Source organism: Rothia nasimurium (assembly GCF_049068285.1).
Taxonomy (GTDB): Bacteria; Actinomycetota; Actinomycetes; order Actinomycetales; family Micrococcaceae; genus Rothia; species Rothia nasimurium_I.
In genome coordinates this window covers 18128-42320 of sequence record NZ_JBLKPV010000009.1, presented here as the reverse complement: position 1 = coordinate 42320, position 24193 = coordinate 18128, and the positions used below count along the sequence as shown (strand labels likewise).

Sequence of the window (24193 nt, the reverse complement as noted above, 5' to 3'; positions counted from 1 at the left end):
GACGGGAAGAACCCGCGTGGTTCTACGCGGGTTACTTCTCCTGATAATCGTCGGCGTACTTATCTGCGTATTCCGAGTAGTCGTCCTCGTCATCGTACTGATAACCGGACGACTTAGACTGAGAGCCAGCATTCTTGCTGAGCTCTCGCTCAAGTGCAGTGTAGTCGGTATCGGGGCTGAAATACTTCATCTCCCGAGCCTGCCGAGTTGCTTTAGCCTTCTGACGGCCGCGCCCCATGGCGAGACCCCCTCTTTATCGCTCACTTCTGGCCACCCGAGTGCGCGCAGGGGTGTGCCAGAAAAACTTTCAGTCTTTTCTGTATCTAAGGGTACATGGTTTTGGGTGTCTTTGCTTGTCTGTTCGCCACATGAGATGTAAGAAACTGCTAAAAACACAAAAACCTAGGGCCTTACGGTGGAATCTACCATCCTGGTACCAATAAAAGATGCTTCCGCGTCACCCGACCAGAATGTGGTGACGCGGAAGCAGGAGGGCAACCGGCGGTGGTTCAGCGGCGGAGCGCTAGAGCACCGGTTGAGTCGTTAGGGCCTTAGGGGCGGCCGCCGCGGCCCATGCCACCGGCTGCTGCACCTGAGGTGGCGGTAGCGGTGCCAGCTTCTGAGCCGTTGACGCTCAGGGTGTAGGACTCGCCCACGGCAACGGCGCTGCCTGCAACAACCACAGCTGAGATAACCTTGGTGGAGGTGTACTCTGCGATAGTCTCACCGCTGGAATTAGTGACGGTCACGGTATCGCCTGCTGAGACGCTGGCGGTAAAGCGGGCGTAGGCCCCCTCCATGCCTTCGAACATGTCGCCGCGGTCGCCCTGGATCAGGGTGCCGCCGGTAACGGTGAGGCCGCCTGCGGCGTCAGTTGCTCCGTTGCCGCCGGTTGAGGGGCCGTTGACGATGACGGTGCCACCTGAGATTTCAGCGGTGCCGTTGGAGTCAATACCGTCGCCTTCAACGTTCAGGGTCAGTTCGCCGCCGGTAATCGAGATGGAGGCGTCAACGACCTGGTTCATGCCGCCAGCAGAGGTGGTAGTGGTGGAGGGGATGGTGGCGTTGAGGCCGTCGTCGGAGCTGGTGGCGTTGGTGGTGCCGCCGCTGATGGTCAGGTACTGGCCTTCGATAGCTTCGACGGATTCTTCAACGGTCAGGGTGCCACCGGCTATTTCAAGTTCACGTTCTGACTTGAAACCGTCGTCGCCTGAGCTGATGGTGATGGTGCCGTCCAGGAGGCGGACCCAGCCGCGTTCGGCGTCGGTATCGTTGGTTGACTTGATGCCGTCGCTGGTGGCGGTTACATCGATAGTGCCACCGAGAATGTCGACGTAGTCCTTGCCCTTGATGCCGTCGTCGGTTGCGGTGACCTCGATGGTTCCGCCTGCAATGGTCAGGCCGTCGCCGCTGGCGATACCGTCGCCGTAGTTGCCGCTGACTTTCAGGGTGCCTTCACCGGCCAGGGTCAGGTCGGTGCGGGCATAGAGGGCGGCATCGGGGTCTTCGGTGCCGGTGGCAGCGTAGGTGGAGCCGTCGGCGATGGTGTTGGTGGTGCCGGATTCGGTGTAGATGATGGTTTCGTTGGCGCTTTCGGCGTCGATGGCCGCCCCGTCCTTATTGGTGATGGAGGCATTATCGAGGATCAGGCGCACGACGTCCTCTTCGCCGGCTGCAACAACAACCTGCCCGTCGGCCAGGGTGCCGGTGAGGCGGTAGTTACCGGCGGCGGTGATGGTGATGAGGCCGTTATCGACGGTGACGCCTTCGGTGGCGGTGGGGTTGGAGAGGTCAATGGTGACTTCGCTGGAGGAATCCCAGGTGAGGTCGTCTGCATCATAGTGGGTGTCGTAGCTGATGACGGACGCGACGGTGGTGCCCGCTGTGGTGGCAACGGCGGTTGCCGTGGTGCTGCCGGAGGAGGTGGCTGCCGAGGAGCTGCTGATGGAGCTTGAGCTGTTGACGCTGCTGGTTCCTGCGGTGCAGCCTGCCAGGGCCAGGGTGCTTACCAGGGCGACGGAGCTGATGGTTTTGGTGAACTTTGCGGGGATTTTCATGGGTTTCCTTTGTTTCTGGTCTTGGGTTGTGGACGTTGGTGGGTCTGCTGGGGTTTTAGCCAGCGAGTTCTGCGAAGCGGGCTTCGGCTTCGACCGGTTGGAGGTACATGTTGCGGGCGATGGTCCGGTTCCACTTGTTGGAGGGCAAATCGGGGTTGAGGGCTGCCATGCCGGTGGCGAACTTGGAAATCTTGGAGGGGCGGATGCCTGCCCGCCACAGGTGCTTATCGGCGATTGAGGGGGCGGAGCCTGACTTGGTTTCGATAATGACCATGCCCGCTGCGGTGTAGTCGGTGCCGACTTCGTACTGGGAGGCCGGTCCCAGGGCCCGGTCGCTCATGGGCGTCCAGGTCAGGTGGGTGTCGATGGTCATGCGGGAGTCGACCGGGTTGTGGGCGGAGGCCGGGAGCAGGACGGTAGTGCGCCGGTAGGCTGTGGTCAGGATCGGCTCGAAGGCGGTGGCCGGGGCATCGATCACACCGCGCAGGGCTTCTTCGACGTAGTCGCGGCCAGCTGCATTCAGATAGGCCCGGTCAGCAGAAGGGTAGGGGATACGTTCCTTGACAGTGACCGCCCGGGCGCCTTCGGTTTTGACTTCGAGGAAGGTGTCGCCGGTATCTACATAGGAGCGGGTACGGATTTTGTAGCGGGTGCGGCGGCCGGTGGCAGCTAGCTTGTAGGAGTCGAGGTTTTCGGTGTCGAAGTAGACCGAGTCGTAGGCAAAGTCGCGCTCGCCGTTGATCTCAAGGACGGAGGCCTCGGCTGGCAGATTTGAAAGGACCGCTGCTGCGTAGAGGCCATCGACGATGTACTTGCGGTCAACGCGGGTCTGCATGGCTGCCTTGGCGTTCAGCTCCTCCAGGCTGATGCCGGGCCAGTGGGCCGGTACCATGGGGGCGGTGGTGTGGGTGAAGGCTGTAGCAGTCATGATGGTCTTTCTTTCGTGCTTTGTTCGGGCTGTTGTTACCAGTGTGGTGGGCGAAGCTATGTTTTAGCTGTGGTGAACTTAGCCTGAACTTATGTATGCAAAAATTTTTTTATTTTCCCTAGTCACAGCAAAAAAATAAGGACGCCCGCCCCGCTATCTTGCCCCTGGCAGATCAAGCGGGTGCGGGCGTCCTGCCCCTCTGAGGCCCTAGCGGAGGCTGGCCAGCTCAGAGGTTGAGGTAGGGAGAATCCTCTTCGAATCATTGACGGTGTAACGGACGTTGGCAACGGTCTTGTCGTTGATAAGGTCTAGTTCTGCAATGGTGGCGTTCTCAATGCTGTAGCCCAGCTGGGTAGAGAGGTAGGTTTTGAGTTCTTCCTCGTCGCTGATAGCCCGGTCAACAATGATGGTCTGGTTGCGCAGGGTGGTCATGAGCTTGGAGTGGTCCACAACGAACATGATGGTCAGGAGCAGGGCTGAGAGTCCGATAGCCAGGCCGATAGGTTCTAGGCCGATGCCCATGAGCAGGCCCAGGGCCAGGGCGGCGAAGTAGTAGGCGACTTCGCGCTGGTCAAGCTCGGTGGAGCGCAGGCGGATGATGGAGAGTACACCGAAGAGACCCATACCCATGCCTGCGCTGGTGGCGTCGGCATTCGCCAGGGCCACGGTCACGGCAAAGACGCCGACGTTAATGATGATGTAGGAGACGACGAGGTCGCGGCGGCGGTGGCGGGTCACATACATTCCGCACAGGATAAGAATGGCGACGAGATTCAGGGCAGCTGAAATGATGATGGTGTTCACGGGGGTTCTCCGGTGGTGGTAACTCAATGTCTTGCGTGATTACCAGTGTTCTCCCGGTTTCTGTGTTTACCCTGTGTTGAGTTTAGTCTTCACATATGAAAGGTTGCAGGGTTGCAACTGCGCCGGAAAACTTCAAGTGTTTCGGCAATGCCTACACATATGGTGGCCAGCGGAACATGTTCCGCATATGCCAGGACGGGCCCGCCCCGGCGTCGGGGGCAGTCACAGCTCAGTCATAGGTTAGACATGCCTCGGTCATGGGTTGACCCACCATGCTGGTGGGTATGAAGAACCAAGACCAGAACCTCACCCAGACCCAGTCCATCGAAACCACCCCTGCTGAGAACCAGCCCAGCCAACCTGCCGCGCGGCGGATCAGCCGCCGTTCAGCCCTCCTAGGGGGCCTCGGCGTCCTGGGCGTCACCAGCCTGGGCGGGGCAGCCTGGGGCTACAACCGCTACCTGCGCGACCACACGGAAATCGCAGACGTCGCCGCCTACGAAGCCCAAGCCGCCTCAAACAGCACCACCAGCGCCACCAACGCAGCTACCGCAGCTGCCAACGACACCGCCCTGACCAACATGCAGGTCACCGCAACCGGCGCTACTGCCGATAACGGCTCAATTACCCTGAACACCATCGTCCTCAACGAGGGAACCAGCGACCAGATCACCGCCTACACCGCCGAGATCAAACTCGGCTCAGCCAGCATCCTGCGCTCAGCCTTTGCCAACAACCAGTTCGGCCTGAACATCGTTCAGAACCCCAGCGAAATGGCAGCTGCCCACAACGCCATCTGGGCTATCAACGGTGACTACTACGGCTTCCGCGAAACGGGCATCGTCATCCGCAACGGCGTGGTCTACCGGGACTCCCCGGCCCGCACCGGCCTGGCCTTCTACGCTGACGGCACCGCCAAAATCTACGACGAAACCAGCACTGACGCCCAGACTCTCGTCGCAGAAGGCGTCCTGCAGACCCTCTCCTTCGGCCCGGCCCTGGTCGAAAACGGCGCGATTCTCGACGGTATCGAAGACATTGAAGTAGACACCAACTTCGGCAACCACTCCATCCAGGGCGAGCAGCCCCGCACCGCCGTCGGCCTGATCGGAACCAACCACCTGCTCTTCATGGTGGTTGACGGCCGCTCAGAAGGCTACTCCCGCGGCGCCACCATGACCGAACTCGCCCAAATGATGCTCGACGCCGGTTGCACCACCGCCTACAACATCGACGGCGGCGGCTCCTCCGTCATGCTCTTCAACAACGCCCTCGTCAATAACCCCCTCGGCAAGGGCAAGGAGCGCGAAACCAGCGATATTCTCTACATCGCAGGAGCCTAAGAACCATGCTGATCCTGATTCCCGCCTACAAACCCGACACCTCGCTAGTAGGCCTGATCGAAGGCCTCGAGGCCTGCGCCACCGAACAGGGGGTAGCTGCCCGGATCCTCGTCGTCAACGACGGCTCAGGCCCCGACTACACCCCCGTCTTCGAGCAGGTCCAGGAGCTCGGGAAGCGCCTGGCCCCGGCCCCCTCCCTGGAACGCCGCTTCAACCAGCCCGGCCTCACCTCCATTACCGTGCTCAACCTTCCCCGCAACGGGGGCAAGGGAGCAGCCCTCCGGGCGGGAATCACCTGGGCCCAGCAACAGGCCCCCGGGGAAGTTGTCGTCACCGCGGACGCCGACGGCCAGCACCTGCCCGCAGACATCCTGGCCGTAGGGCAGGAAACCGAAGCCCATGCGTCCGCAGGCCACAAAACCCTGGTCATGGGGGTAAGAACCATCGCTGACCCGGCCGCCCCCACCGTCCAGGTGCCGGTGCGCTCGCGGGTCGGTAATGCGCTGACCGCCTTTCTTTTCCGCCTGTCGACCGGCCAGAAACTAGCTGATACCCAAACCGGTTTGCGGGGGCTGACCCCGCAGATCCTGCCCTGGGCGCAGGATCTACCAGGGGACCGCTACGAGTACGAGTTCACTATGCTCCTCAGAGCTTCCCGCCACGGGGTAGAACTGGCCCAGGTGCCTATCACGAAGGTGTATGAGCCGGGCAACCCCACCAGCCACTTCCAGCCTATACGGGATTCCCTGCGGATCTACGCGCCCCTTCTGCTTTTCTTAGCTTCGAGCTTTTCAGGCTTCCTGATCGACACAGCAACCCTCATGCTCCTGGTACTTGCCGGGGTGCCCCTGGCTGCGGCGGTGGTTGGGGCCCGGATTTGTTCTGCCCTCTGCAATTTCGCCCTGAACCGGGTGGTGATGCACGACGGGGCTCCGCGTCCGGCCACCGGAGCCTCCCTGGTGCGCTACGGCCTGCTGGCTGTGACCCTACTGGCCCTCAACGCCGGGGCCCTACAGGCTTTGACCTGGGTGGGGGTTCCGCTGCTGATCGCTAAGATCCTGGTTGAGGTGGCCCTGATTCCGGTGAGCTTTGCAGTCCAGCGCCGCTGGGTCTTCTCCCAGCCAGAACCTGGCTCAGCCCCGGCTCCGGCCCCCGTCCGTCAGCGCCTAGCTGCCAGCCCTGCCTATGCAGAACACAGCCTGTAAAACCCTTGTGCCCCCGCCCCCGCTATGGCGCCCAGCCGGCCCGGCCCCGGGGTGGCACCTGGGCGCAAACTGGCCCCCAGTGTGCAGAATTGCGTGAAGCGAGTGTAAAGTTAGTGTGAGTATTTATCTCATCACACACATCACTCGCACACGTTTATGAAGATTCTGGTCATCACGCATTATTACTTGCCTGAGGTCGGAGCCCCGCAGCGTCGTTGGTCTGCTTTGATTCGACGCTGGCAGGCGGCTGGCCATCAGGTGACTGTGTGTTGCCCTGGGCCGCATTACCCGGCAGTGGAGGCTACCTCAAATCTGCGGGACGGGCGACGCACCGTCATGAAGGTTGAGACCGGCCAGTTTGGCGAGCAGGTTATTCGGGTTCCTTACCTCTTGCACGGTTATTCCGGCTGGATTCGCCTGGTGGATCAGGCGATTGTGGCTGCCGGTTCAGTGGGCGCCTCCCTGTTTCTAAAGGGCCGGGGCCACCAGTTCGATGCCATGGTGGCTACGGTTCCCGGCGTGCCGACCCTGTTCGCTGGCGTGGCCTTGAAGAAGCTCCTGGGTGTTCCCCTGGTGGTTGAGATGCGGGACGCCTGGCCCGATGTTATTACAAGTGTTAAGCGTAAAAACCGGGTGCTTGAGGTTGTTTCGAAGAAGATTTTTGCCCCGTCGGTGAAGGCCATGCAGCAGAAGGCTGACCTGTTGGTTTCGGCTACTGAGAGTTTTGCGACGGTTTTGCGTGAGCGGGGGCTAACCCCTGTTGAGACGATTTCGAATGGGACGACGGCACGGAGCGACCTTGCAGGTGTTGCCCCCCTGAATGGTCGGGAGGGTGAGCCCCTGAAGGTGCTGTATATGGGCACTATTGGGCGTTCCCAGGGCCTGAATGAGGTTGTCAAGGCTGTGCTGAAGGCCCGGGAGATGGCACCTGAGACCCAGGTTTGTTTGCGGATTGTAGGCGAGGGTGCTGATAAGCCGAAGTTGCAGGAGTATGTCCAGGCCCACGACCTACCCGTGGAGTTTCTGCCCCTGCAACCTCGTGAAAAGGTAGCGGAGCACTATGAGTGGGCTGACGCTACCTTAGTCTCCCTGAAAGAGAACCCTGCTTTTGAGTGGACTGTACCTTCAAAGCTGTTTGAGCTGTTGTCGGTTCCGCGTTTGGTCATTGGTTTGGTGGCTGGTGAAGCTGCGAACATTTTGGACCAGTCGGGTGCTGGTATCCGGGTCAAGCCGGGGGATTCTCGGGCCCTGGCACGGGTGCTGGTTGATCTGGCCCAAGACAGGTCACGGCTGGCGGTGGGCCAGCGGGGCCGGGAGTACGCCTTAAAGAATTTCAATTTTGATGAGCTGGCCGAGCGTTACCTGGAGCTACTGGCTGGCCTGGCACGGAGGTAGCGTCTGTGGGCTTGGCTCGTGCGGTTCAAGTGATCCGTAATCTTGTGTTGGCTGGGGGAGTTGCTGCTGGTTTGGCGGTGACTGACCCGGCTGTTTTTTTGGTGCAATTAGCCCAGCGTGCTCCGGCGAAGGTGCGGGGGCCTCTGGGGCGGGTGCTGGAAGGCTCACCCTGGGTTGGGGGTAGGGCCTTGGGCGGCAAACTCTTGGGCACTGCCGACGTCGATGCCCAGCTTACTGCTGTACTCGCAGCTGACACCGGGGGCGGTTCCCGGTCGCCGAGTGTGCGTTTAGCCTGGGAGGTGGCAGCCTCGTCGGGTGCTCTTCCTGACGAATTGGTAGAGAAGATGCCCCCTGCAACACGCGCTAGGGCTCTTTGGTCCCGGGGGATGGTGGACGCGGCTGTTGCCGCTGCCCGTGCCACCGGCAGTAGGCGGTTTGCGGCGAAGTTCGCTTCTGAAGCTGATCTCCTCAACCCCGATTGGTCTGTGGAAGTCCCGGCTACCGGCCCTGGGGCAGGGCCCCGGGGCAAGGGCGTCCTGCATGTGCTGACGAATTCCCTGCCTGAAACCCAGTCTGGGTATACCCTGCGTACCCAGCGGCTCTTGCAGGCGCTTGCTGATGCTGGCACTGAGGTGGTGGCTGTGACCCGGGTGGGTTACCCGGTGGCTGTGGGTAAGTTCTTTGGCCGGGACGAGGCCCGTGTTGGGTCGATTGCGTACCGCCGCCTCTTGCCCTGGGCTTTGCCGTCTAGCCAGACTGGCCGCCTGAACCTGTGGGCGCAGAGGGCTGCCCAGGTAGTGCAGGCGCTGCCTGGGGGCCGTCCTGCCCTGGTGCATACGACGACGCACTACCATAATGGCCTGGTTGCTTCTGCCCTGGCGAAAGCCTGGGGGGTGCCGTGGGTGTATGAGGTGCGGGGGGTTCTTGAGGAGACGTGGCTGAGTAAGCAGCCTGCAAGCCAGCAGGAGACGGCCCGGTTGAGCCAGCGCTTTACCCGCACCCGGGCCCGGGAAAACCAGCTGATGCATTTAGCTGACCGGGTGCTGACCCTGTCGGGCACCATGAAGAAGACCCTGGTGGAGCGCGGTATTCCGGCTGAGAAAATCACGGTGGTTCCGAATGCTGTTGATGAGGCCCTGCTGGCTGAAGATTTAGCACCCGAGGACGCCCGCGCCCGCTTTGGCCTGCCTGCTGACGGGTTCTGGGTGGGGTCTGTGAGTTCCCTGGTGCCTTATGAGGGGTTTGATACCCTCCTGCGGGCTGCGGCTCTCTTGCGGGAGCGGGGGGAGGACGTGTGCGTCCTCCTGGCAGGTGACGGCACCGACCGGCCCCGGCTGGAACGTCTTGCCCAGGAGCTGGGCCTGGGGGAGAAAGCTGTCTTCTTGGGGCGGATTTCACCTGATCAGGCAAAGATTGCCCATCAGGCGCTCAACGTGTTTGTGGTGCCACGAACCGACGATATTGTCTGCCGTACCGTCACCCCCCTCAAGCCCATTGAGGCGATGGCGGTAGGCCGCCCGGTTGTGGTGTCGGACGTCCCGCCCCTGGTTGAGCTGGTGCAGAACGGGGTGACGGCCCCTACCGGCCTGGTAGCTGAGGCTGATTCGGTGGAGAGCTTCGCCCAGGCCCTGCAGGTTCTTGCCGAGGACGCCGACGCCGCCGCGTCCTTGGCCGCTGCCGGGCGGGAGTTCGCAGCTACCCGGACGTGGGCGCACAACGCCAAGATTGTGCGTGACGTTTATCGGTCTCTTGGTTTGTAGGTATTGGGTATAAATAGGCTTAGGCTAGACCTAGAATACGGCGCGAAAACAGCGTTGTTGATGCGAGCCTGTGAAGGGAGCAGGATTGGCTAAGGCGAAGCGTCCGATTGGTTTGAGTAACCAGTTCAGGGCTTTTGAGCACCTGGTGGCTTGGGGGCAGTTGCATAAGGTTGGTGTGCCCGGGTCCTACCGGGATTACCTGAAGCGGGCTTGGAAGTACCGCTGGTTTGTGTGGCACCAGTCCCGGTTTAAGGTGTATTCCACCAATAGTGTGAATCGGCTGGGTTCTGCTTGGTTGTTGCTTAAGCCTCTGTTGGATGTGCTCTTTTTCTGGTTTATTTTTGGGGTGGTGCTCCAAGCAGATCGGGGGATGGCGAATTTCCCGGCCTATGTGATTATTGGGGTGCTGATGTTTCAGTACACCTCGTCGTCTCTGACTGCTAGCGCGAATGTTATGCGGGGGAGTAAGGGCCTGATTCAGGGCTTTAATTTTCCGAGGGTTTTGCCGGTGGCGTCTTTGTCGATGAAGCTTCTGTTGGAGGCTGTTCCTATGCTGGTGATTATGCTGGTGGGCATTATGGTGATTCCGCCTCATGCCTGGCCGCAGGTGAGCTGGCTGTTGGTGCTTCCGGTGTTTGTTTTGCAGTCGATGATGAATACGGGTATTGCCTTGATTGTGGCCCGTTTGGGCTGGTTTATTCCGGATATGTCTGCAGTGTTGAGTTTTGCGTCCCGGTTTTTGATGTATGGGTCGGGTGTGATTTTTCCGGTGGAGAAGTTTGTGAATCACCCGGTTTTGCTGGCGCTGGTGGAGGTAAATCCCTTGTTTATGGCTTTGAGCTTGTACCGGCAGATTTTGATTGATGGGGTTGTTCCTGGGCCGGGCTTGTGGCTGGGGCTGGGGGCTTGGGCGTTTGGCCTGCTGATCTTTGGGTTTATGTATTTTGTGAAGGCTGAGGAGCGCTATGGTTCGGTTCAGTAGTGAGGTTGAGGCTGAGCGCACCCCGAACGTGATTGTTGATGGGGTTTCGGTTGATTATGTGACCCGCTATAAGCGGGGGCGTATGCGGCAGCAGCGGAAGCTGTTGCAGGCTGTGAAGGGCGTGTCCTTTACTGCTCGTCAGGGGGAGTTTATTGGCCTGGTCGGTAAGAACGGGTCGGGTAAGTCTACCCTGTTGAGGGTCATTGCTGGTTTGCAGACTCCAACAGCCGGGGCAGTGTATGCCTCAGATCAGCCGACCTTGATTGGTATTTCGGCTGCTTTGAATCCTGATCTTTCGGGCGATGACAATATCACGCTGGGGTGTTTGGCCATGGGCATGTCCCTGGCCGAGGTGGAGGCGGCCCGGGAAGGCGTCATTGAGCTCTCTGGTATTGGGGACGCGGTGTACCGGCCGATGAATACTTATTCGGCGGGTATGGGGTCGCGTTTGCGGTTTGCGATTTCGATGGCGGCCAGCCCGCATATTATGTTGATTGATGAGGCCCTGAGTGCCGGTGACGTGGCTTTTGCGGAGAAGGCGAAGAAGGCTATGGACGGCCTGCTGGAGCGGGCTGGTACGGTCTTTTTGGTGAGCCATTCGGCGCAGACGATTGAGCAGATGTGTACGCGGGCCCTCTGGATTGATGAGGGGGAGCTGATTATGGACGGCGACGCCCGGGTCGTGTCCCGCAAGTACCGCTGGTTTGCGCATAACCTAGCCCTGGGCAATGACGCCAAGGCCGCGGCCCTGCTGGTTGAAGCCAGGGAGCTAGGCAAGGGCGGTTATATCAAGGATGGGGATGTTGATGTTGATTAGGAAGTTCAATGGAACCCATTGATTTTGTTGTGACCTGGGTCGATGGTTCTGATCCGGAGTGGGTCGAGAAGAAGAACAAAGCTGTTGCAGAGTCGGGGAGCGACTTTGCTTATGAGCACCGCTACCGTGATTGGGGGATTTTCAAGTATTGGTTCCGGGGAGTGCAGGAGTATGCCCCGTGGGTCAATAAGGTGTATTTGGTGACCGACGGCCAGCTACCTGACTGGATTAATCTGGAGTGCGAGAAGCTTGTACATGTTAGGCATGACCAGATTATTGATTCCCAGTTTCTGCCGACTTTTAATACCAATGCCATTGAGCTAGCTGTCTCTCGTATTCCGGGATTATCTGAGCATTTTGTGCTTTTTAACGATGATACTTTCATCAATCAGCCTATCGACCCTGAGTATTTCTTTGTCGATGGTCTACCTGTTGAGATGTTCAAAGAGACTTATATAAATCCTCGGGGCGCTCATCTGGCAGCAATGCAGATGATGAATATGTACCAGATTAATCGGTTCTTCTGTAAGGATCCAGAGACTGGTGAGATTGTAGAACGAGACTCTTGCCCGCAGGGAACACCGGTGTACGGTTTCTGGGATCATCATGCCCCGGTCCCCTATAAACGGTCTGTATTTCATCTGGTAACTCAAGAGAAATGTACTTTTGAGGTACGGCAGACTCAGAAACACCCATTCCGGTCAGCAGCTAACATTACAAGTTGGTTAGTGAGATATTGGCAGTTAGCTTCGGGCGAGTTCTCAAATACTAGAACCAACTCAAGCCGTACGGTAAATATTGAGTCTGGCATGAGTCTTGCCTTGGAGTTTCTGCAGGACCCTGAAGTGAAGATGCTCTGCATTAATGACCAAGGGGTTATTAGCGACTACGAGAAACTTCAGAAGATTTACCGTGACGCCTTTGAAGCAAAGCTACCTCAGCGATCAATGTTTGAACGCTAGTTTTCTTCCAGTAATCTCTTGCTACGATGTGCTTCTTCTCAGGTTATTCCCTGGCGTAGGAGCACGATGGCAGTAGACTTCATCTTAAATAAAAACTCGCCTGATGGAAGTACCTGATGACTATTGATTCTTTTTTGATTGAATTGCAGGGGCTGCGTAGCGCCTCTCTACTTCGTAACCATCTCTGCGCACCAGAGGTACGGCCTCGTGAGTACGAAAATGAGTATGATTTTGCGACTGTTTTCTACGATGTGGCTCATACTGAGCCTGGGCAGGTAGTGGTAGTAGCCCCTCCTTTCTTGAATTTTGCAGATGAGGTACGCATTGGGCCTGACGGGTATTTGCTAGCCGACCTTATGGAGGGTTTCTTCACTGAGGAGCTAGCTAAGGACGCCACCCTACCGCGTGTGCGTACCGGAGCTGAACCTGAAAAGGGCATAGAGGGCTGGTCTTCCCCCAAAACTCATAAGATATTCCTCGATACATCTTTATTGAACGCAGATGGTTCATTATCTGTTCAGGTTGGTTCTGAAAGCTACGAGATTCAGCCGCGTTCCTACTATCTTGATAGGTTTGCTGGCCGAAAGGTCCTGGTGACCTGGAACCTAAACAATGATTTGGGCTGGGTTGAAGACTGGGCTCGTTTTTACGGTGCCGCTCATGGCATTGAAGGCATTTTGCTGTATGACAACGCCAGTACCTTGTATAGCAGACAGGAACTTCTAAGCGCACTTGAAACTGGTCTTGCTGATGGTCTGAAAACTTATGCAGAACGCACTGGTGTTGATGCTGAGTCCCTTAAGGGCGTGTGTGCTGTTGCTACATGGGATTATCCTTTTGGCCCTGCTCGTGCTCCGTGGGAGTCCTATTTCAGCCCTGCCTGTATGCTGGAACATGCTCGCACAACGGTTCTAGCTGATTCTGAGTTAGTCCTTTATTTCAATATTGATGAGTACCTTCTGGCTGCTGAGCATAACCTGGCCGAAATTCTGGATGAAGATCAGCCTAGTGTTCGAGTTCCTGGCTACCCGCTCGTCAATGCCAAGTTCAAGGAATTTTCTGAGGCTGGTGGGTCAACCCGGTTATGGCAGTTGCCGTACGCTGACCCTCAAATTGGTGCGCAACCGCGTTTGGTCTTTAGTCCTCAGTTGTTGCGACAGAAGTCAGCTGCCTATCTCAACGAGGCTGGCTTGCAGGGTATTTCTGCGCCCCTAGATGAGCGATTCCGTTTTGCCCATGCTCATCCGCTGACTACTGGCTGGGGCCATCGCAAGGGGCGGCTAACCCCTGTTGAAGTTACTGACAAGCTTTGGGTAGATCCCCTATGGATTGACCACCTCAAACTGGCTTTCCCAGATGAAATGAGGAAAGTTAACACTGCTGTGCTCTGGGCAGATACCTTTGGCGCTGAGGTGAGTAAGGAATACCCTCGTGAGTTTGCGCGGGGGTACGTGACTCGTGCCTTGAGTGGTTACCGGTGGAGCAACGTCTTTGTGTGGCAGTTCTCTGCCCTGATGTATGAGACGAAGGAACTGACGACTGACCGTGGAATTATTCGTTTCCGTTTGCATGTGAACCCGGATCGTTTCCGTTCCCTGGAAGTTCTGCTCTTTGCATCGTCGAAGATTTCTAGCGACGAGATTTGGCAGGCCGTGAAGTCTGCTGGTTACCCGGTTCCTGCTTATGCCCCCTATAACAAGGAACACCTCCTTATTAAGATTGGCCGTGACCAGGGCACCTTAGAGGAGGTCTTGAAGGACCTGGTTAAGGTTGTTCAGGATGTTTATCAGGAAGCTGCTCGTCTCCTTGACCTTCGGAATGAGCAGGAAGAGGAAACAAACCCAGAAGAGCTGGGTGCTACTCTCGTTTCTCAGGTTCCGCTTAAGAAGGGGGGACTGTGGAAGATTCTGAAGCCCGCTATGGTGACTCTGCCCGCTCATAAGGAATACTTCAGGATGCCGGGAATTCCCGCAGCTGATTTGAATCCGCGTTATATGGCTTTGTTCGATAGTTTGACGCTGCTCACGGATATCTTCTGCGAGGACGGCAAGGTCATTGCAGTAGGTCCGCCGCGACTAAACCTCAAGGAAGATATCGGCAAGTTCGGTTTGTTTGCTGATGGTCAGCCCCTTGAGTTGACTGACGATACTTGGGAAGAGCTTGACCGGGCTTCGCGTATGTTCATTCCGGTTGAAGTGTACCCGGATACCGTGACTGTGCGTGTAGATGACGAGCGCTGGACGGTTCATCCTGGCCGGGGTTACCGCGATGTGTTCGCTGACCGTACTGTAGCTGTGACGATGAACCGTAATAATGATTTGCAGGCGATTCAGGATTGGTTCCGAAACCTGGTGGTTAACCATAAGGCGACTGCGGCCATTATCTACGATAACGGGTCAACCCTGTATACCCATGAGCAGTTGCTGAATGCGCTTAGGGGTATCGAGGGGCTAGAGGTTGGATTTATTGTGGATTGGCCTCAGAAATTTGGTCCTCTGCGTAATGGGTGGAAGTCTGACTTTGGCCAGTACATTGCCTGGGAACATGCGCGTTGGCGTTTTTGCCACAATTCTGCCCACGTGTTGCAGGGGGACGTTGACGAAATGGTGATGACTGAGGATGGGCGCTCGCTCACCGATTATATTGATGAGGCACCGTCTGCTGTGGTGCGTTATCAGGTGAATGACGCCCCGCCGGTTGCTCGCCCTGGTCTGGATCCTGAGCGTAAGCAGCGTCTATGCACGGATTATTTGAACCTGGATATTGTTGAGGGTCCGTTCTCTTCAAAGGTTGCTTACAGTCCGCAACGGATTCCTTTGAAGGCTCAGATTAAGAACCATCTTGTGTCTATGACAGAGCAGGATCTGACAAAGCAGGTGCTGGCGCGTCATATTCGTGGTACTCACTTGGGCTGGCGTGATAAGACGGCAGCGTTTGACTATGAGGAACGAGATTTTGATCCGCTGATGGACAAGCCTGATCCTTTTGCGGAGCAGTGGTACCGCCGTACTTTCCCTGAACGGTTCGAAGATTAGTTTCTTGAGGGTTTAATAACTCTGGCCTGTAGCGTGTGGTGCTACAGGCCAGAGTCTTTTTGGGTGGGTTGCCCAGAGAGGTAAGAGGTCGGTTGGGCTCCTGCTATTGGTCTGTGGTCGGGAGCAAGAATTGAAGCCCTAGACGGCATGAAGCCAGCAGATTGATGAGGGTTCTTTGCTCTGTGCGGTCAATAGCGGTTCCGTCCAGGATGAAGGTGTCGATGCTGAAATCTTCGGCGAAAAGGACGGCTACGGCTAAGCGGGCTCGGATGTCTTGGCCTGAGTTCGTGAGGGCATCAAACACAAAGGCGTTTGAAGCTAACAGGAGTTTGTTGGGGCCTGTGATGATACCGCTGTAGCTATCTGAGGGTAGGATTCCAAACTGGCCCTCGGGGGATTCGCCGGGGAGCCCGAAATATACTTTGGCGGTACGCTGACCAATGGCTAGAGGCTGGGGATAGTACTCAATGGGGGAGGGACGGAGCTGCACAGGGCGGGCGTCCTGTTCCATAGCTTCAGCTGTAGCCGGGCAGAACTTCTTTGGCATTTCGATAGTGCCTGAAGCATAGGAACCAAAAACCAGGTAGCTGGCTATCGCAAGCCTGTCTGCATTCACCTTGGTAGGGGCGAAATCGATGTGGAGTGTATCTAGCGGGGGGAGGGCATCGTACTCGCCGCGTTCTGCGATGAGGCTGAATGGGGAGAAAGTGTTAGTTTCAGTTCTAATTTTCATGGTGGTGTTTCCTGCCTAGCAGTTAGGAGGCCCCTCCTTTCCAGAGGTCTTCTGCGCTGCGGCCAAGGGTAATCCAAAGGTGGGCTTTGTGTTTCTTGGGGAGTTCCTGGTCGGTGGGCAGGGCATAATAGTAGTTTTCTGCTGAGGCGATACCAAGGCCTGGCACGGTGGAGCCTGCGTATGCAGATTTGAAGGCAAGGTAGTCGTTTGTCGTGGCGAAGGTATAGATGTTGATTGCGGAGACATTCGGGTAGAGAGCCCTATACTCATCGACAAGCAGCTGGTAGCTGTTGACGGAACCTGCTTCAGAGAAGGGCTCGCACACCTGGGGGTAAGCGACACCATCGAGGAGGTCTGCCGCTGCGGTTTGGGCTTGGAGAGATTGCTCGGTGAAGCCTGTGAGGGTAGCAGTAACTTGGGTGCCTAATGAAGCTAGTTTGACGAGGTCAGCATAGGTTGCACCGTGAACGGTGAGAGGACGGGGCGAGGCTTGCTGGGCAGTGGCTTCCACGGCGAGGAAAGACTTGCGGCCATCTGTTTGCAGGGCCTGGGCAGCATCGAGGTTTTCGGGGGTGACGATTACCTGGGCGTCCCGGGTAATGAGACTATCGGGTAGGAAAGCCAGGAGGGCTTCCTCTGCCCAGTTTTCTGCTTTGGGGGTGTAGTAAGAGCCAGGTTTGGTGCTTTCTAGGTAGGTTTTTGATTCCTGGCGCATGGTGTAGTTGTAGAAGCGCCAGGTTTGGTTGGCTGTTTCTTCTTGTTTGGAGGATTCAGCTGTGGTGATTTGTCCGTCGTGCATTCGGCGTAGCAGGATTGCCTGGCCGATGTGCTTGATGTTGGCCCCGATTCGAATTAGACGTGTGAAGACGTTGAAGTCGATGCCGGAGCTAATGGTTTCATCGTAGCCGACTGCTTTAAGGAGGGAGGTGCGGATAAGCCAGGTGCCGTGACCGGGGGCGGTCTTGTTGAATGTGAGCTGGTTCTGGCTGGGGGATTGGCCGTAGAAGAGCTTGAAAGCGCCGGTTGAGTGGTCAAAGTTGATGAAGGCTCCGACTGCTCCGTCAACACCTTCTGTGAGGGCTTCTAGCTGCCATTCAAGACGGCGGGGGTGCATGAGATCGTCATCATCAATGACGGCGGTGTAGAGGCCACGTGATTCTCGTAGGATATGGTTGCGGGTGGCTGAGATTCCAGCATTGTCCTGATAGATATAACGGATACGGGGGTCGTCAAAGGATTCGATAACCTGGCGGGTGCCGTCAGTGGAGCCATCGTCAACGATGAGTAGCTCAAAATCTGGCATGGTTTGCATCAGGACTGATTGGATGGTTTCTCCGATGAGGTCAGCTCGGTTATGGGTTGCGAGAGCAACGGTGACAAGAGGTGTTGCATCGGAGAGGCGGTGGGCCCAGTGGCGGGTGTTCCTTAGGGTAGTGGTGTCGTTGTACACCACATTTTTGTTAAATGCGACGGCTTCACGGCCGACTTCGTCTTGACTAGCTTTCACGCTAGAAGAGGGGTGCCACATGTGGTACATGCGGACGCGGGGGTCGTCAATCCATACGGTTTTGTAGCCTGCTCGTCTGGCGCGGAGGGCGAAGTCGAGGTCTTCACCACCCCAGGTATGCAGCCGTTCGTCAAACCCTCTGACGGCATTCATGCCGCTGCGGGAGATCGCCATCATGCCTCCCATGCCCCAGCGGGGACGAAGACGTCCTGCGTCTTCTAGGGCGTCCCAGCTAATGGCGTCGAGTCGGCTGAGAGCTTCAGCGCTCATTGTTTCTGGTAGGTCCCGGCACTGTAGGAAAAGGGCCGAGCCAGGCTGATGGGAAATGGTCTCGTAAATCGTTGAGAAGGATTCAGGGGTAAACAACATGTCTGCGTCGGTTGAGACGAGAACATTACCTTCGGCAATCGAGAACCCAGCGTTGAGGGCTCGGGAACGGGACCAGACCTTGTCACCGGGAGTGTAGATGTATTTGAGGCCGAGGTCATCGGCTACTGCTTTGACGGGTACTGGGTCGTCTGAGCCGTAGTCGGAGATAATTATTTCACCGCTGTAGTTACCGAATGAAGCCATGATGGAGCGGGCGGACATTCTGATACGTTCTGCCCCCCAGTTACGGAAGCCAATGACGACGGAGATATCAATGTTATGCATGAGACAACCTAGTTAGTGCTTGAAGCAGGGGCGGAAAAATCAGGGTAGATAAGAACTTCGCCGAAGGGCGACGTGTAGCTGATGGCCACACGGCCGATAACTTTATGAGGCTTAGGCCCATTAGCACCCCAAGACTTTATCTGAAGACGAAGAGTCAAGGGCTGACCTGTGTCAGGCAGAGCGATTTCAGGGTAGTCAGAGATATAGGGTAACTCAGAAGTCTGGGCAAGATAATGGTAGTGGGAGTTGAGTTTCTGCGACCAAGCGTAGAGCCGGAAAGCATTGTTCGCTTCAGTTTGGGTGAGCCCTGGAAGCTCCAGTGCAATGAGAAGAGTTTTTTCAGGGGCCGCTTCAATGATTTCAAGTGCGGGTTGTACCTTACTAGTTCCAGCAGGAACGGTAAAGGTAAATTCCATGGGCTTTCTCCTCATCTATGGTTCATGCAGACTGCGTTGTGAAGCTCTGTCTCAATTTTATCCATGAGTATGGTTAAGTGTGGCTTTCTTGCTTGTGGTGCTCCACAATAGACAGGATTGATCAAGCGGTTACCCGCTTGACCTTAGAACAGGAAATAATGTGACTATACAGGCTTTCCTTAAGCCATTCATTCTACTGCTATTTTGGCGTAACCTGCCGGTAGAATAGTTGGGTGTTAATGCTTGCTCTGGATCAACCCATTTTCAGGGGGGAATGAGGGCATATTGGAGAACCATGCTATGAAAAAAATTATGACCGTCTACGGCACACGTCCCGAGGCGATTAAAGTCGCGCCTATTATCAAGGCGATTGAAGAGAACCCTCATTTTGAGTCGATAGCCATTGTTACCGGGCAACACCGAGAAATGCTTGATCAGGTCAATATTCTTTTTGGTATTGAACCTGCTGAAGACCTGAACATCATGGCCACTGGCCAGGGACTCAACGGTATAGTCGCTAAAGTTATTTCTGGATTGGACTCTGTCTACGAGAAGTATGAGCCTGACGCAGTTGTCGTACAGGGGGATACCACTACTGTCTTGGGAGCTGCTATTGCGGCATTCAACCGAGGCATTCCTGTCGTTCATCTTGAAGCAGGACTTCGATCAGGGAATCTCTATTCACCGTTCCCGGAAGAAGCAAATCGAAAGCTTACCAGCCAGATTACAGCTCTTCACCTTGCCCCTACTGCAGAATCAAAAGCTAATCTGCTAGCTGAAAATATCGATGAGCAATCAATTGTCGTGACAGGTAACTCTGTTATTGATGCGCTACTGGCCACCATTGAAAAAGAGGTCACCTTCAATAACCCCCAACTCGGTAGCCTCATTGAAAGCCAAGCCCCAATTGTTCTCATTACTACTCATAGGAGAGAAAATCTAGGGGACCCTATGAAGAGGATTGGAGGAGCTGTCGCTGAATTAGCGCGTCGCTACCCAAACTACACCTTCATTTTTCCTGCTCACTTGAATCCGCTTGTTCGTGAGGCAGTAATGCCTGAGCTAGAAGGACTTAGCAATGTTCTTACAATTGAACCTCTGAGCTACGCCGAGTTTTCTCATCTGCTCCAGGCTAGCCGAATTGTATTAACTGATTCAGGTGGCGTTCAAGAAGAAGCACCGAGTTTGGGGAAGCCCGTGCTTGTAATGCGAGAAAACACGGAGCGACCAGAAGCTGTCACTGCAGGAACTGTACGTCTAATTGGAACAGCTAAGGATCGTATCATCGAAGAGGTAGTTGCCCTGATAGAACAGCCGGAACACTATAAACGTATGGCTAACGCTACGAACCCCTATGGCGATGGAAAAGCCGCTGAACGAACTGTAGCTGCCCTAGAACACTTCTTTGGGGCTGGCCAGAGAACTGAAGACTTTAGCCCCACCCTCTAGCTACTGGAAAACTGACGATGAAAATAACAAGGACCCCAACCGGACCAGGCACACTGGGACTGATTAATTCCCTAGTCATCATTGATGACTACCATCGAAAAAATCTAGGGCTTGACTACTTAGCCGATTCCTGTGTGATTAGCCATGAGGTCCCTAGCGACCTACATACACACCCTGCGCATGCCCTAGCTATTGTTGATTCCAGGCCAGAGGCTTTTGAAGATCATCTAGCAGCGCTGGATTTAGAGGGGTATCTATCTTCTCATACGGTATGGTGTGTGTTTCCAAAGAACCAAGCCCATCTAATCAGCTGGATACTTAACCAGCCTGTAGTGCAGGGATATGCTGTTCGCGATATTATCGTGACTCACCGGGTTATTGCCGTGGAAATTGGGCTTTGTCAGGTTGATGACCTCGATGCTGAGGTTTATTTTCAAGGTATGAGGTTCGGCATGGTTCTTGCTGGTACAGATATAACTGCCACAGCCACTGACTACAGCCGAGAGATTGAGCTTCGTAACCAGCTGGTGGCTTTGCTCAGCAATGTTGATCTTTTAGCTATCGAGCAGCCGAAAAATTCCAAGCAGACGCAGGCAACTCAAGCAGCGGAAGCTCTTAATCATAAGAATAAACTTTATATAGCAGAGCTTGAGGGGAGAATCGTGACTCTCCAAAGTAAACTCGATGCCTTACAGCGGAAATATGATGCCCTTGCGAACTCAAAGGTGGGGAAGCTTGTGCTTGGCCGTTGGGATAGGAATCGCAACACAACGTCAGGAGCGCACTAGGATGATGGATTTAGATTTTGGCCGTAAACTCCTGCTAGACAAAGAGCTACGTCATTCCTTATTAGCTGAACATCAGGCAAAAATCGGGGAGTTGGAGGCAAAAGACTTCCAAGGAATTGATAGGGACCTCGAATCAGGGGTGTCTGTCATTATCGCAACCTATGACGGGGCTAGTCGCATTAGGGGAGCCCTAGATTCTCTTGTACAACAAACTCTTGATCCTGCCCGATATGAGATTATCTGTGTAGTCAATGGCCTTGATAATGGGACAACTGAGGTAATCACTGAGTATCAGAGAGCCTACCCGACTATTAGAATCAGGAAGTTCTGGCTTGAAGAAGGGTCTGCAGGGGGCGCCAGGAACCTTGGGCTAGATATTGCTAGGTACTCTCGGATTACCTTTGTAGATGATGATGATCAGGTACAACCTAGGTTCCTTGAAGTAGCTTTGGCTAATTCAACTGGTACGAATCTTGTCCTTTCCCCTATCGTGAATGTTACTTCAGAGGGCGAGCAGGATGAGTTCAATACATTAAACCAGCGTATTCTTCAGCTCAGGGGCCGGAGTCTGCCGTTGGCAGAGGTGTCTTGGGCTTTGGGTTTTAACGCTTGCAAGCTTTTCCCTCGGGAATATGCACGTCGTTCTAGTTATCAGCACGATCTTGCAAGCGGGGAAGACCTGGTATATTTTTCGAACCTTTTGAGGTACCCTGAGCTGCAGGTCACTGTTCCTCAGGATCTTGATGAGGCCGCCTATCTGAGACAGCTAAGGGATCAATCGGTTTCTCGTCAGGTTATGACTTTCAACTTTGCAGTTGAACAGCGTCTGCAGTGTATGCGGTCTTTGGAAGAGATAGAGGTGGCCCCTGAAAGTAAGCAGAGGGTAGCCCTCAACCAGCTATTGGCTGCACAGGCTGGTTTCGTTGGAAGGTATCTCAAAGAAAACCCTGAAGAAAAAGATCGTGTTTATTCTGCAATTGAGCAAAGCGGTGTAAAGTCTTTCCCCTGGAAGTTAGTTCAGATGGAGCCAGCTCGAGACTTGGCGTTCGTCTATTGCTTTGCGCCTTTCTCCGATACTAGTGCTGTTGTAGCTGCTAAAGCGATTGTAGAACGTGGACGAGTAACTGACATTATCACTAACGATATGTCTAAGGTGCGGCGTTATGACTATGCTGTGTCTGCACTTGCTGATCGTTGGATTGCTGATCGGGATATTGTTTCTAGTCCACCATCTTTTGCAGGCTGTGATCCGATTTGTGAATTCGCTGAGAAAGCTTTGGCGATTGCGGAACGTAAAAATGCTCTCAATGGTTCTTATCAGAATATTTATAGCAGGGCTTTATGGGTTGGTTCGCATGTAGCGGCCGCACTCTTTAAGAATAAGCACTGGGGTGTTCGGTGGAGTGCAGAGTTTTCTGATCCCCTGCGACGTGATGCTGAGGGTAGGGAACGCCCCGCTGAGATGACCGATAATGCAACGGTCCAATATCTGAAGTCGTGTGTTGCAGCACGCGGCTATAGCCATCTACCGGTAAAGACTTTCTTTGACTTAATTGAACTGGTGACGTTCTTACTGGCAGATGAACTTATTTTTACGAACCAGAATCAGATGGACTATATGCTGTCTCTCTACCAAGATAATTCTCTGACGTCACTAGTTAAAAGTAAAGCTACTGTAAGGCATCACCCGACCCCGCCTGCGTATGCATATGATTTGGTAGAGACTTCTTACGAGGTCCCAGATGATGTAGTGAATATTGCATATTTTGGAAGTTTCTATAGTAATCGGGGAATTGGAGACGTATTACAAGCTTTGGCAAATGCTTCGCAGGGAGTTCGCCAAAATATTAGGTTGCATGTATTTAGTAATAAGCCAGATGAAGTCTCGGAAGCAGTAATACAGATGGGACTTGGCCCTAATGTATATAGTAATCCTTACTTGTCGTATCTAGAGTTTTTGAACGCTTCAAAGCTTTTTGATGTCTTGCTGGTAAACGATGTACAACGAGATGCTAATCTTCCTATTAACCCCTTCCTCCCCTCGAAGTATTCAGATTACCTTGGCGCAGGTGTGGATATTCTATCGTTAGTTGATGAGGGTTCCCCCCTGTCAAAAATGAATACAAAATATAAAGTATCTGTAGGAGATGTTCCAAGCATGATACGAGCTTTGGAAGAGATGGTCTCCCTCAAGGGGATCTCGTAGCTACAGCGATCTTAGCAACGGTACAGACTACTACCGATAAATTGGCCTTCCTTAATCGTGCTGGTATGCAGGTTAAGGAAGGCCCTTTTTACGGGTGCTGTTGTTGGATGATTTCTGAAATTTCATCCCAATTCGAGAGCAAAGTTGCCCCGTGTGCTGCATCTGATGCGTGTTTAACCAGTTTCTTAGCTGTAATGATTTTTTCAAGGTTGCGATTAGCCTTGGGATCATTTTTAGAATGAGGCTTATTCAAAAGTAGACACGCACCCCACACCCACCAACTAGACAACGGCCCCACCCGCGGCAAAAATATGAGCGTTAAATCTCTACAAATAACCTCAAGCCATACCGGACAAGACCGTTGCTACACCAGCGTACAACCGGCCTCACAGCCACGCAATTCGCCACACTACACACAGCCCTCACCCATCACCTCACCTGGTCAAAACCAGGCGGAAGACCACCAGCGCTAACCCTCAACCAAGCCCTCAAAATCACCCTGCTCTACCACCGCCACAACCTCACCGTCAACTCCTCGCAGAACTTTTTGCTGTCTCTCAATCGACAGTCTCACGAGCTATCAACACCATCGAAAAGGCCCTGGAGAAGATTCTCACTCCGCTGACTCAGCCTTTGAAAGAAAGCCTCAAAGCACCCGGGTCCTTAGTAGTTGACGGGACTCTGATACCCACGTGGAATTGGCGTTCACTTGGTAAAACAAATTTCTCTGGAAAGCACAAACGAGCCGGATTCAACCACCAAGTCATTTGCACCTTGGATGGAAAGTTGCTGGCTATCACAGACTCGGTGCCCGGGGCCAGGCATGATGCTTACGCCTTCAAACATCATGGCTTGGAAAGATATCTTGATGAGAGCACTGTGGCTGATAAGGGCTATATCGGGTTGGGGTTGGCTACCCCGGCCAGGCGCAAGCCGGGTCAGCGGCTGAGTCGGGAGCAGAGGCGGAATAATCGGGTGCTGAATCGGCTGCGGTCGGTGGTGGAGCGGGTTATCGCTCATATCAAGACTTGGCGGATTCTTCATACGGGGTTTAGGCGGCCGTTGGGGTTGTATGGGCGGGTGTTTGCGGTGGTGCGGGGGTTGGTGTTTTTGGCTGCGGGTGGGACTTTTGAATAAGCCTCATAGTTTCTT

Annotated in this window: 19 protein-coding genes; 12 read left to right on the top strand and 7 right to left on the bottom strand. The window is 54.9% G+C overall.

The features are described 5' to 3' along the window. Positions 1 to 31 precede the first annotated feature (31 nt). The 4 genes from ACMXX3_RS08750 to ACMXX3_RS08735 form a co-directional block, all read right to left on the bottom strand. Positions 32 to 238 carry a DUF3073 domain-containing protein gene (locus ACMXX3_RS08750; protein WP_237185107.1) on the bottom strand — a complete coding sequence of 69 codons (207 nt, stop codon included), beginning with the start codon at positions 236 to 238 and terminating at the stop codon, positions 32 to 34. Between the two features lie 313 nt (positions 239 to 551). Further along, positions 552 to 2057: a carbohydrate-binding domain-containing protein gene (locus ACMXX3_RS08745; RefSeq protein WP_421084343.1), complete on the bottom strand. Its 1506-nt coding sequence runs from the start codon at positions 2055 to 2057 to the stop codon at positions 552 to 554. A 55-nt stretch (positions 2058 to 2112) separates the two neighbouring features. Further along, on the bottom strand, positions 2113 to 2985 hold the full coding sequence (locus ACMXX3_RS08740) for a polyphosphate polymerase domain-containing protein (protein ID WP_421084342.1): 873 nt from the start codon (positions 2983 to 2985) through the stop codon (positions 2113 to 2115). 207 nt (positions 2986 to 3192) lie between these two features. Continuing rightward, positions 3193 to 3789, bottom strand: a complete 597-nt coding sequence (locus ACMXX3_RS08735; RefSeq protein ID WP_421084341.1) for a DUF4956 domain-containing protein — start codon at positions 3787 to 3789, stop codon at positions 3193 to 3195. Positions 3790 to 4073: 284 nt separating this feature from the next. On the opposite strand from ACMXX3_RS08735, the gene ACMXX3_RS08730 reads away from it, so the two are divergent. The 8 genes from ACMXX3_RS08730 to ACMXX3_RS08695 all read left to right on the top strand — a co-directional run bounded on the left by ACMXX3_RS08730 (position 4074) and on the right by ACMXX3_RS08695 (position 15288). Further along, positions 4074 to 5132, top strand: coding sequence for a phosphodiester glycosidase family protein (locus tag ACMXX3_RS08730; protein WP_421084340.1), 1059 nt, complete (start codon positions 4074 to 4076; stop codon positions 5130 to 5132). 5 nt (positions 5133 to 5137) lie between these two features. Then, the gene (locus ACMXX3_RS08725; protein ID WP_421084339.1) at positions 5138 to 6337 is read left to right on the top strand and encodes a GtrA family protein; all 1200 of its coding nucleotides are present in this window, start codon (positions 5138 to 5140) and stop codon (positions 6335 to 6337) included. Positions 6338 to 6493: 156 nt separating this feature from the next. Next, on the top strand, positions 6494 to 7732 hold the full coding sequence (locus ACMXX3_RS08720) for a glycosyltransferase family 4 protein (RefSeq protein WP_421084338.1): 1239 nt from the start codon (positions 6494 to 6496) through the stop codon (positions 7730 to 7732). Between the two features lie 188 nt (positions 7733 to 7920). After that, positions 7921 to 9492: a glycosyltransferase family 4 protein gene (locus ACMXX3_RS08715; protein ID WP_421084337.1), complete on the top strand. Its 1572-nt coding sequence runs from the start codon at positions 7921 to 7923 to the stop codon at positions 9490 to 9492. An 85-nt stretch (positions 9493 to 9577) separates the two neighbouring features. After that, positions 9578 to 10474: an ABC transporter permease gene (locus ACMXX3_RS08710; RefSeq protein WP_421084336.1), complete on the top strand. Its 897-nt coding sequence runs from the start codon at positions 9578 to 9580 to the stop codon at positions 10472 to 10474. Further along, on the top strand, positions 10458 to 11291 hold the full coding sequence (locus ACMXX3_RS08705; RefSeq protein ID WP_421084335.1) for an ABC transporter ATP-binding protein: 834 nt from the start codon (positions 10458 to 10460) through the stop codon (positions 11289 to 11291). The genes ACMXX3_RS08710 and ACMXX3_RS08705 overlap by 17 nt, the downstream gene beginning before the upstream one ends. Positions 11292 to 11299: 8 nt before the next feature. Beyond that, complete coding sequence (locus tag ACMXX3_RS08700) at positions 11300 to 12253, top strand: Stealth CR1 domain-containing protein (RefSeq protein ID WP_421084334.1); 954 nt, start codon at positions 11300 to 11302, stop codon at positions 12251 to 12253. A gap of 116 nt (positions 12254 to 12369) precedes the next feature. Then, positions 12370 to 15288 carry a hypothetical protein gene (locus ACMXX3_RS08695; protein WP_421084333.1) on the top strand — a complete coding sequence of 973 codons (2919 nt, stop codon included), beginning with the start codon at positions 12370 to 12372 and terminating at the stop codon, positions 15286 to 15288. A gap of 103 nt (positions 15289 to 15391) precedes the next feature. Here the strand turns inward: ACMXX3_RS08695 and ACMXX3_RS08690 are convergent, their stop codons facing one another. The 3 genes from ACMXX3_RS08690 to ACMXX3_RS08680 are packed head-to-tail and all read right to left on the bottom strand — an operon-like array spanning position 15392 to position 18598. Further along, the gene (locus tag ACMXX3_RS08690) at positions 15392 to 16021 is read right to left on the bottom strand and encodes a hypothetical protein (RefSeq protein ID WP_421084332.1); all 630 of its coding nucleotides are present in this window, start codon (positions 16019 to 16021) and stop codon (positions 15392 to 15394) included. Between the two features lie 22 nt (positions 16022 to 16043). Beyond that, positions 16044 to 18182: a glycosyltransferase gene (locus tag ACMXX3_RS08685; RefSeq protein ID WP_421084331.1), complete on the bottom strand. Its 2139-nt coding sequence runs from the start codon at positions 18180 to 18182 to the stop codon at positions 16044 to 16046. Positions 18183 to 18190: 8 nt separating this feature from the next. After that, positions 18191 to 18598: a hypothetical protein gene (locus tag ACMXX3_RS08680; protein ID WP_421084330.1), complete on the bottom strand. Its 408-nt coding sequence runs from the start codon at positions 18596 to 18598 to the stop codon at positions 18191 to 18193. Positions 18599 to 18898: 300 nt separating this feature from the next. Between ACMXX3_RS08680 and wecB the strand changes: the two genes are divergently transcribed. The 4 genes from wecB (at position 18899) to ACMXX3_RS08660 (ending at position 24178) form a co-directional block, all read left to right on the top strand. Then, positions 18899 to 20047, top strand: a complete 1149-nt coding sequence (gene wecB, locus ACMXX3_RS08675) for a non-hydrolyzing UDP-N-acetylglucosamine 2-epimerase (protein ID WP_421084329.1) — start codon at positions 18899 to 18901, stop codon at positions 20045 to 20047. 134 nt (positions 20048 to 20181) lie between these two features. Further along, positions 20182 to 20835: a hypothetical protein gene (locus ACMXX3_RS08670; protein WP_421084328.1), complete on the top strand. Its 654-nt coding sequence runs from the start codon at positions 20182 to 20184 to the stop codon at positions 20833 to 20835. Between the two features lies 1 nt (position 20836). Next, complete coding sequence (locus tag ACMXX3_RS08665; protein WP_421084327.1) at positions 20837 to 23041, top strand: glycosyltransferase; 2205 nt, start codon at positions 20837 to 20839, stop codon at positions 23039 to 23041. Between the two features lie 633 nt (positions 23042 to 23674). Further along, the gene (locus ACMXX3_RS08660) at positions 23675 to 24178 is read left to right on the top strand and encodes a transposase family protein (protein ID WP_421084326.1); all 504 of its coding nucleotides are present in this window, start codon (positions 23675 to 23677) and stop codon (positions 24176 to 24178) included. The last annotated feature ends 15 nt before the right edge of the window (positions 24179 to 24193 follow it).

Coding starts and splice junctions, on each gene's coding strand:
- ACMXX3_RS08750 (WP_237185107.1), bottom strand. CDS start 238: ATGGGGCGCGGCCGTCAGAAGGCTAAAGCAACTCGGCAGGCTCGGGAG.
- ACMXX3_RS08745 (WP_421084343.1), bottom strand. CDS start 2,057: ATGAAAATCCCCGCAAAGTTCACCAAAACCATCAGCTCCGTCGCCCTG.
- ACMXX3_RS08740 (WP_421084342.1), bottom strand. CDS start 2,985: ATGACTGCTACAGCCTTCACCCACACCACCGCCCCCATGGTACCGGCC.
- ACMXX3_RS08730 (WP_421084340.1), top strand. CDS start 4,074: ATGAAGAACCAAGACCAGAACCTCACCCAGACCCAGTCCATCGAAACC.
- ACMXX3_RS08725 (WP_421084339.1), top strand. CDS start 5,138: ATGCTGATCCTGATTCCCGCCTACAAACCCGACACCTCGCTAGTAGGC.
- ACMXX3_RS08720 (WP_421084338.1), top strand. CDS start 6,494: ATGAAGATTCTGGTCATCACGCATTATTACTTGCCTGAGGTCGGAGCC.
- ACMXX3_RS08705 (WP_421084335.1), top strand. CDS start 10,458: ATGGTTCGGTTCAGTAGTGAGGTTGAGGCTGAGCGCACCCCGAACGTG.
- ACMXX3_RS08700 (WP_421084334.1), top strand. CDS start 11,300: ATGGAACCCATTGATTTTGTTGTGACCTGGGTCGATGGTTCTGATCCG.
- ACMXX3_RS08695 (WP_421084333.1), top strand. CDS start 12,370: ATGACTATTGATTCTTTTTTGATTGAATTGCAGGGGCTGCGTAGCGCC.
- ACMXX3_RS08690 (WP_421084332.1), bottom strand. CDS start 16,021: ATGAAAATTAGAACTGAAACTAACACTTTCTCCCCATTCAGCCTCATC.
- ACMXX3_RS08685 (WP_421084331.1), bottom strand. CDS start 18,182: ATGCATAACATTGATATCTCCGTCGTCATTGGCTTCCGTAACTGGGGG.
- ACMXX3_RS08680 (WP_421084330.1), bottom strand. CDS start 18,598: ATGGAATTTACCTTTACCGTTCCTGCTGGAACTAGTAAGGTACAACCC.
- wecB (WP_421084329.1), top strand. CDS start 18,899: ATGAAAAAAATTATGACCGTCTACGGCACACGTCCCGAGGCGATTAAA.
- ACMXX3_RS08665 (WP_421084327.1), top strand. CDS start 20,837: ATGATGGATTTAGATTTTGGCCGTAAACTCCTGCTAGACAAAGAGCTA.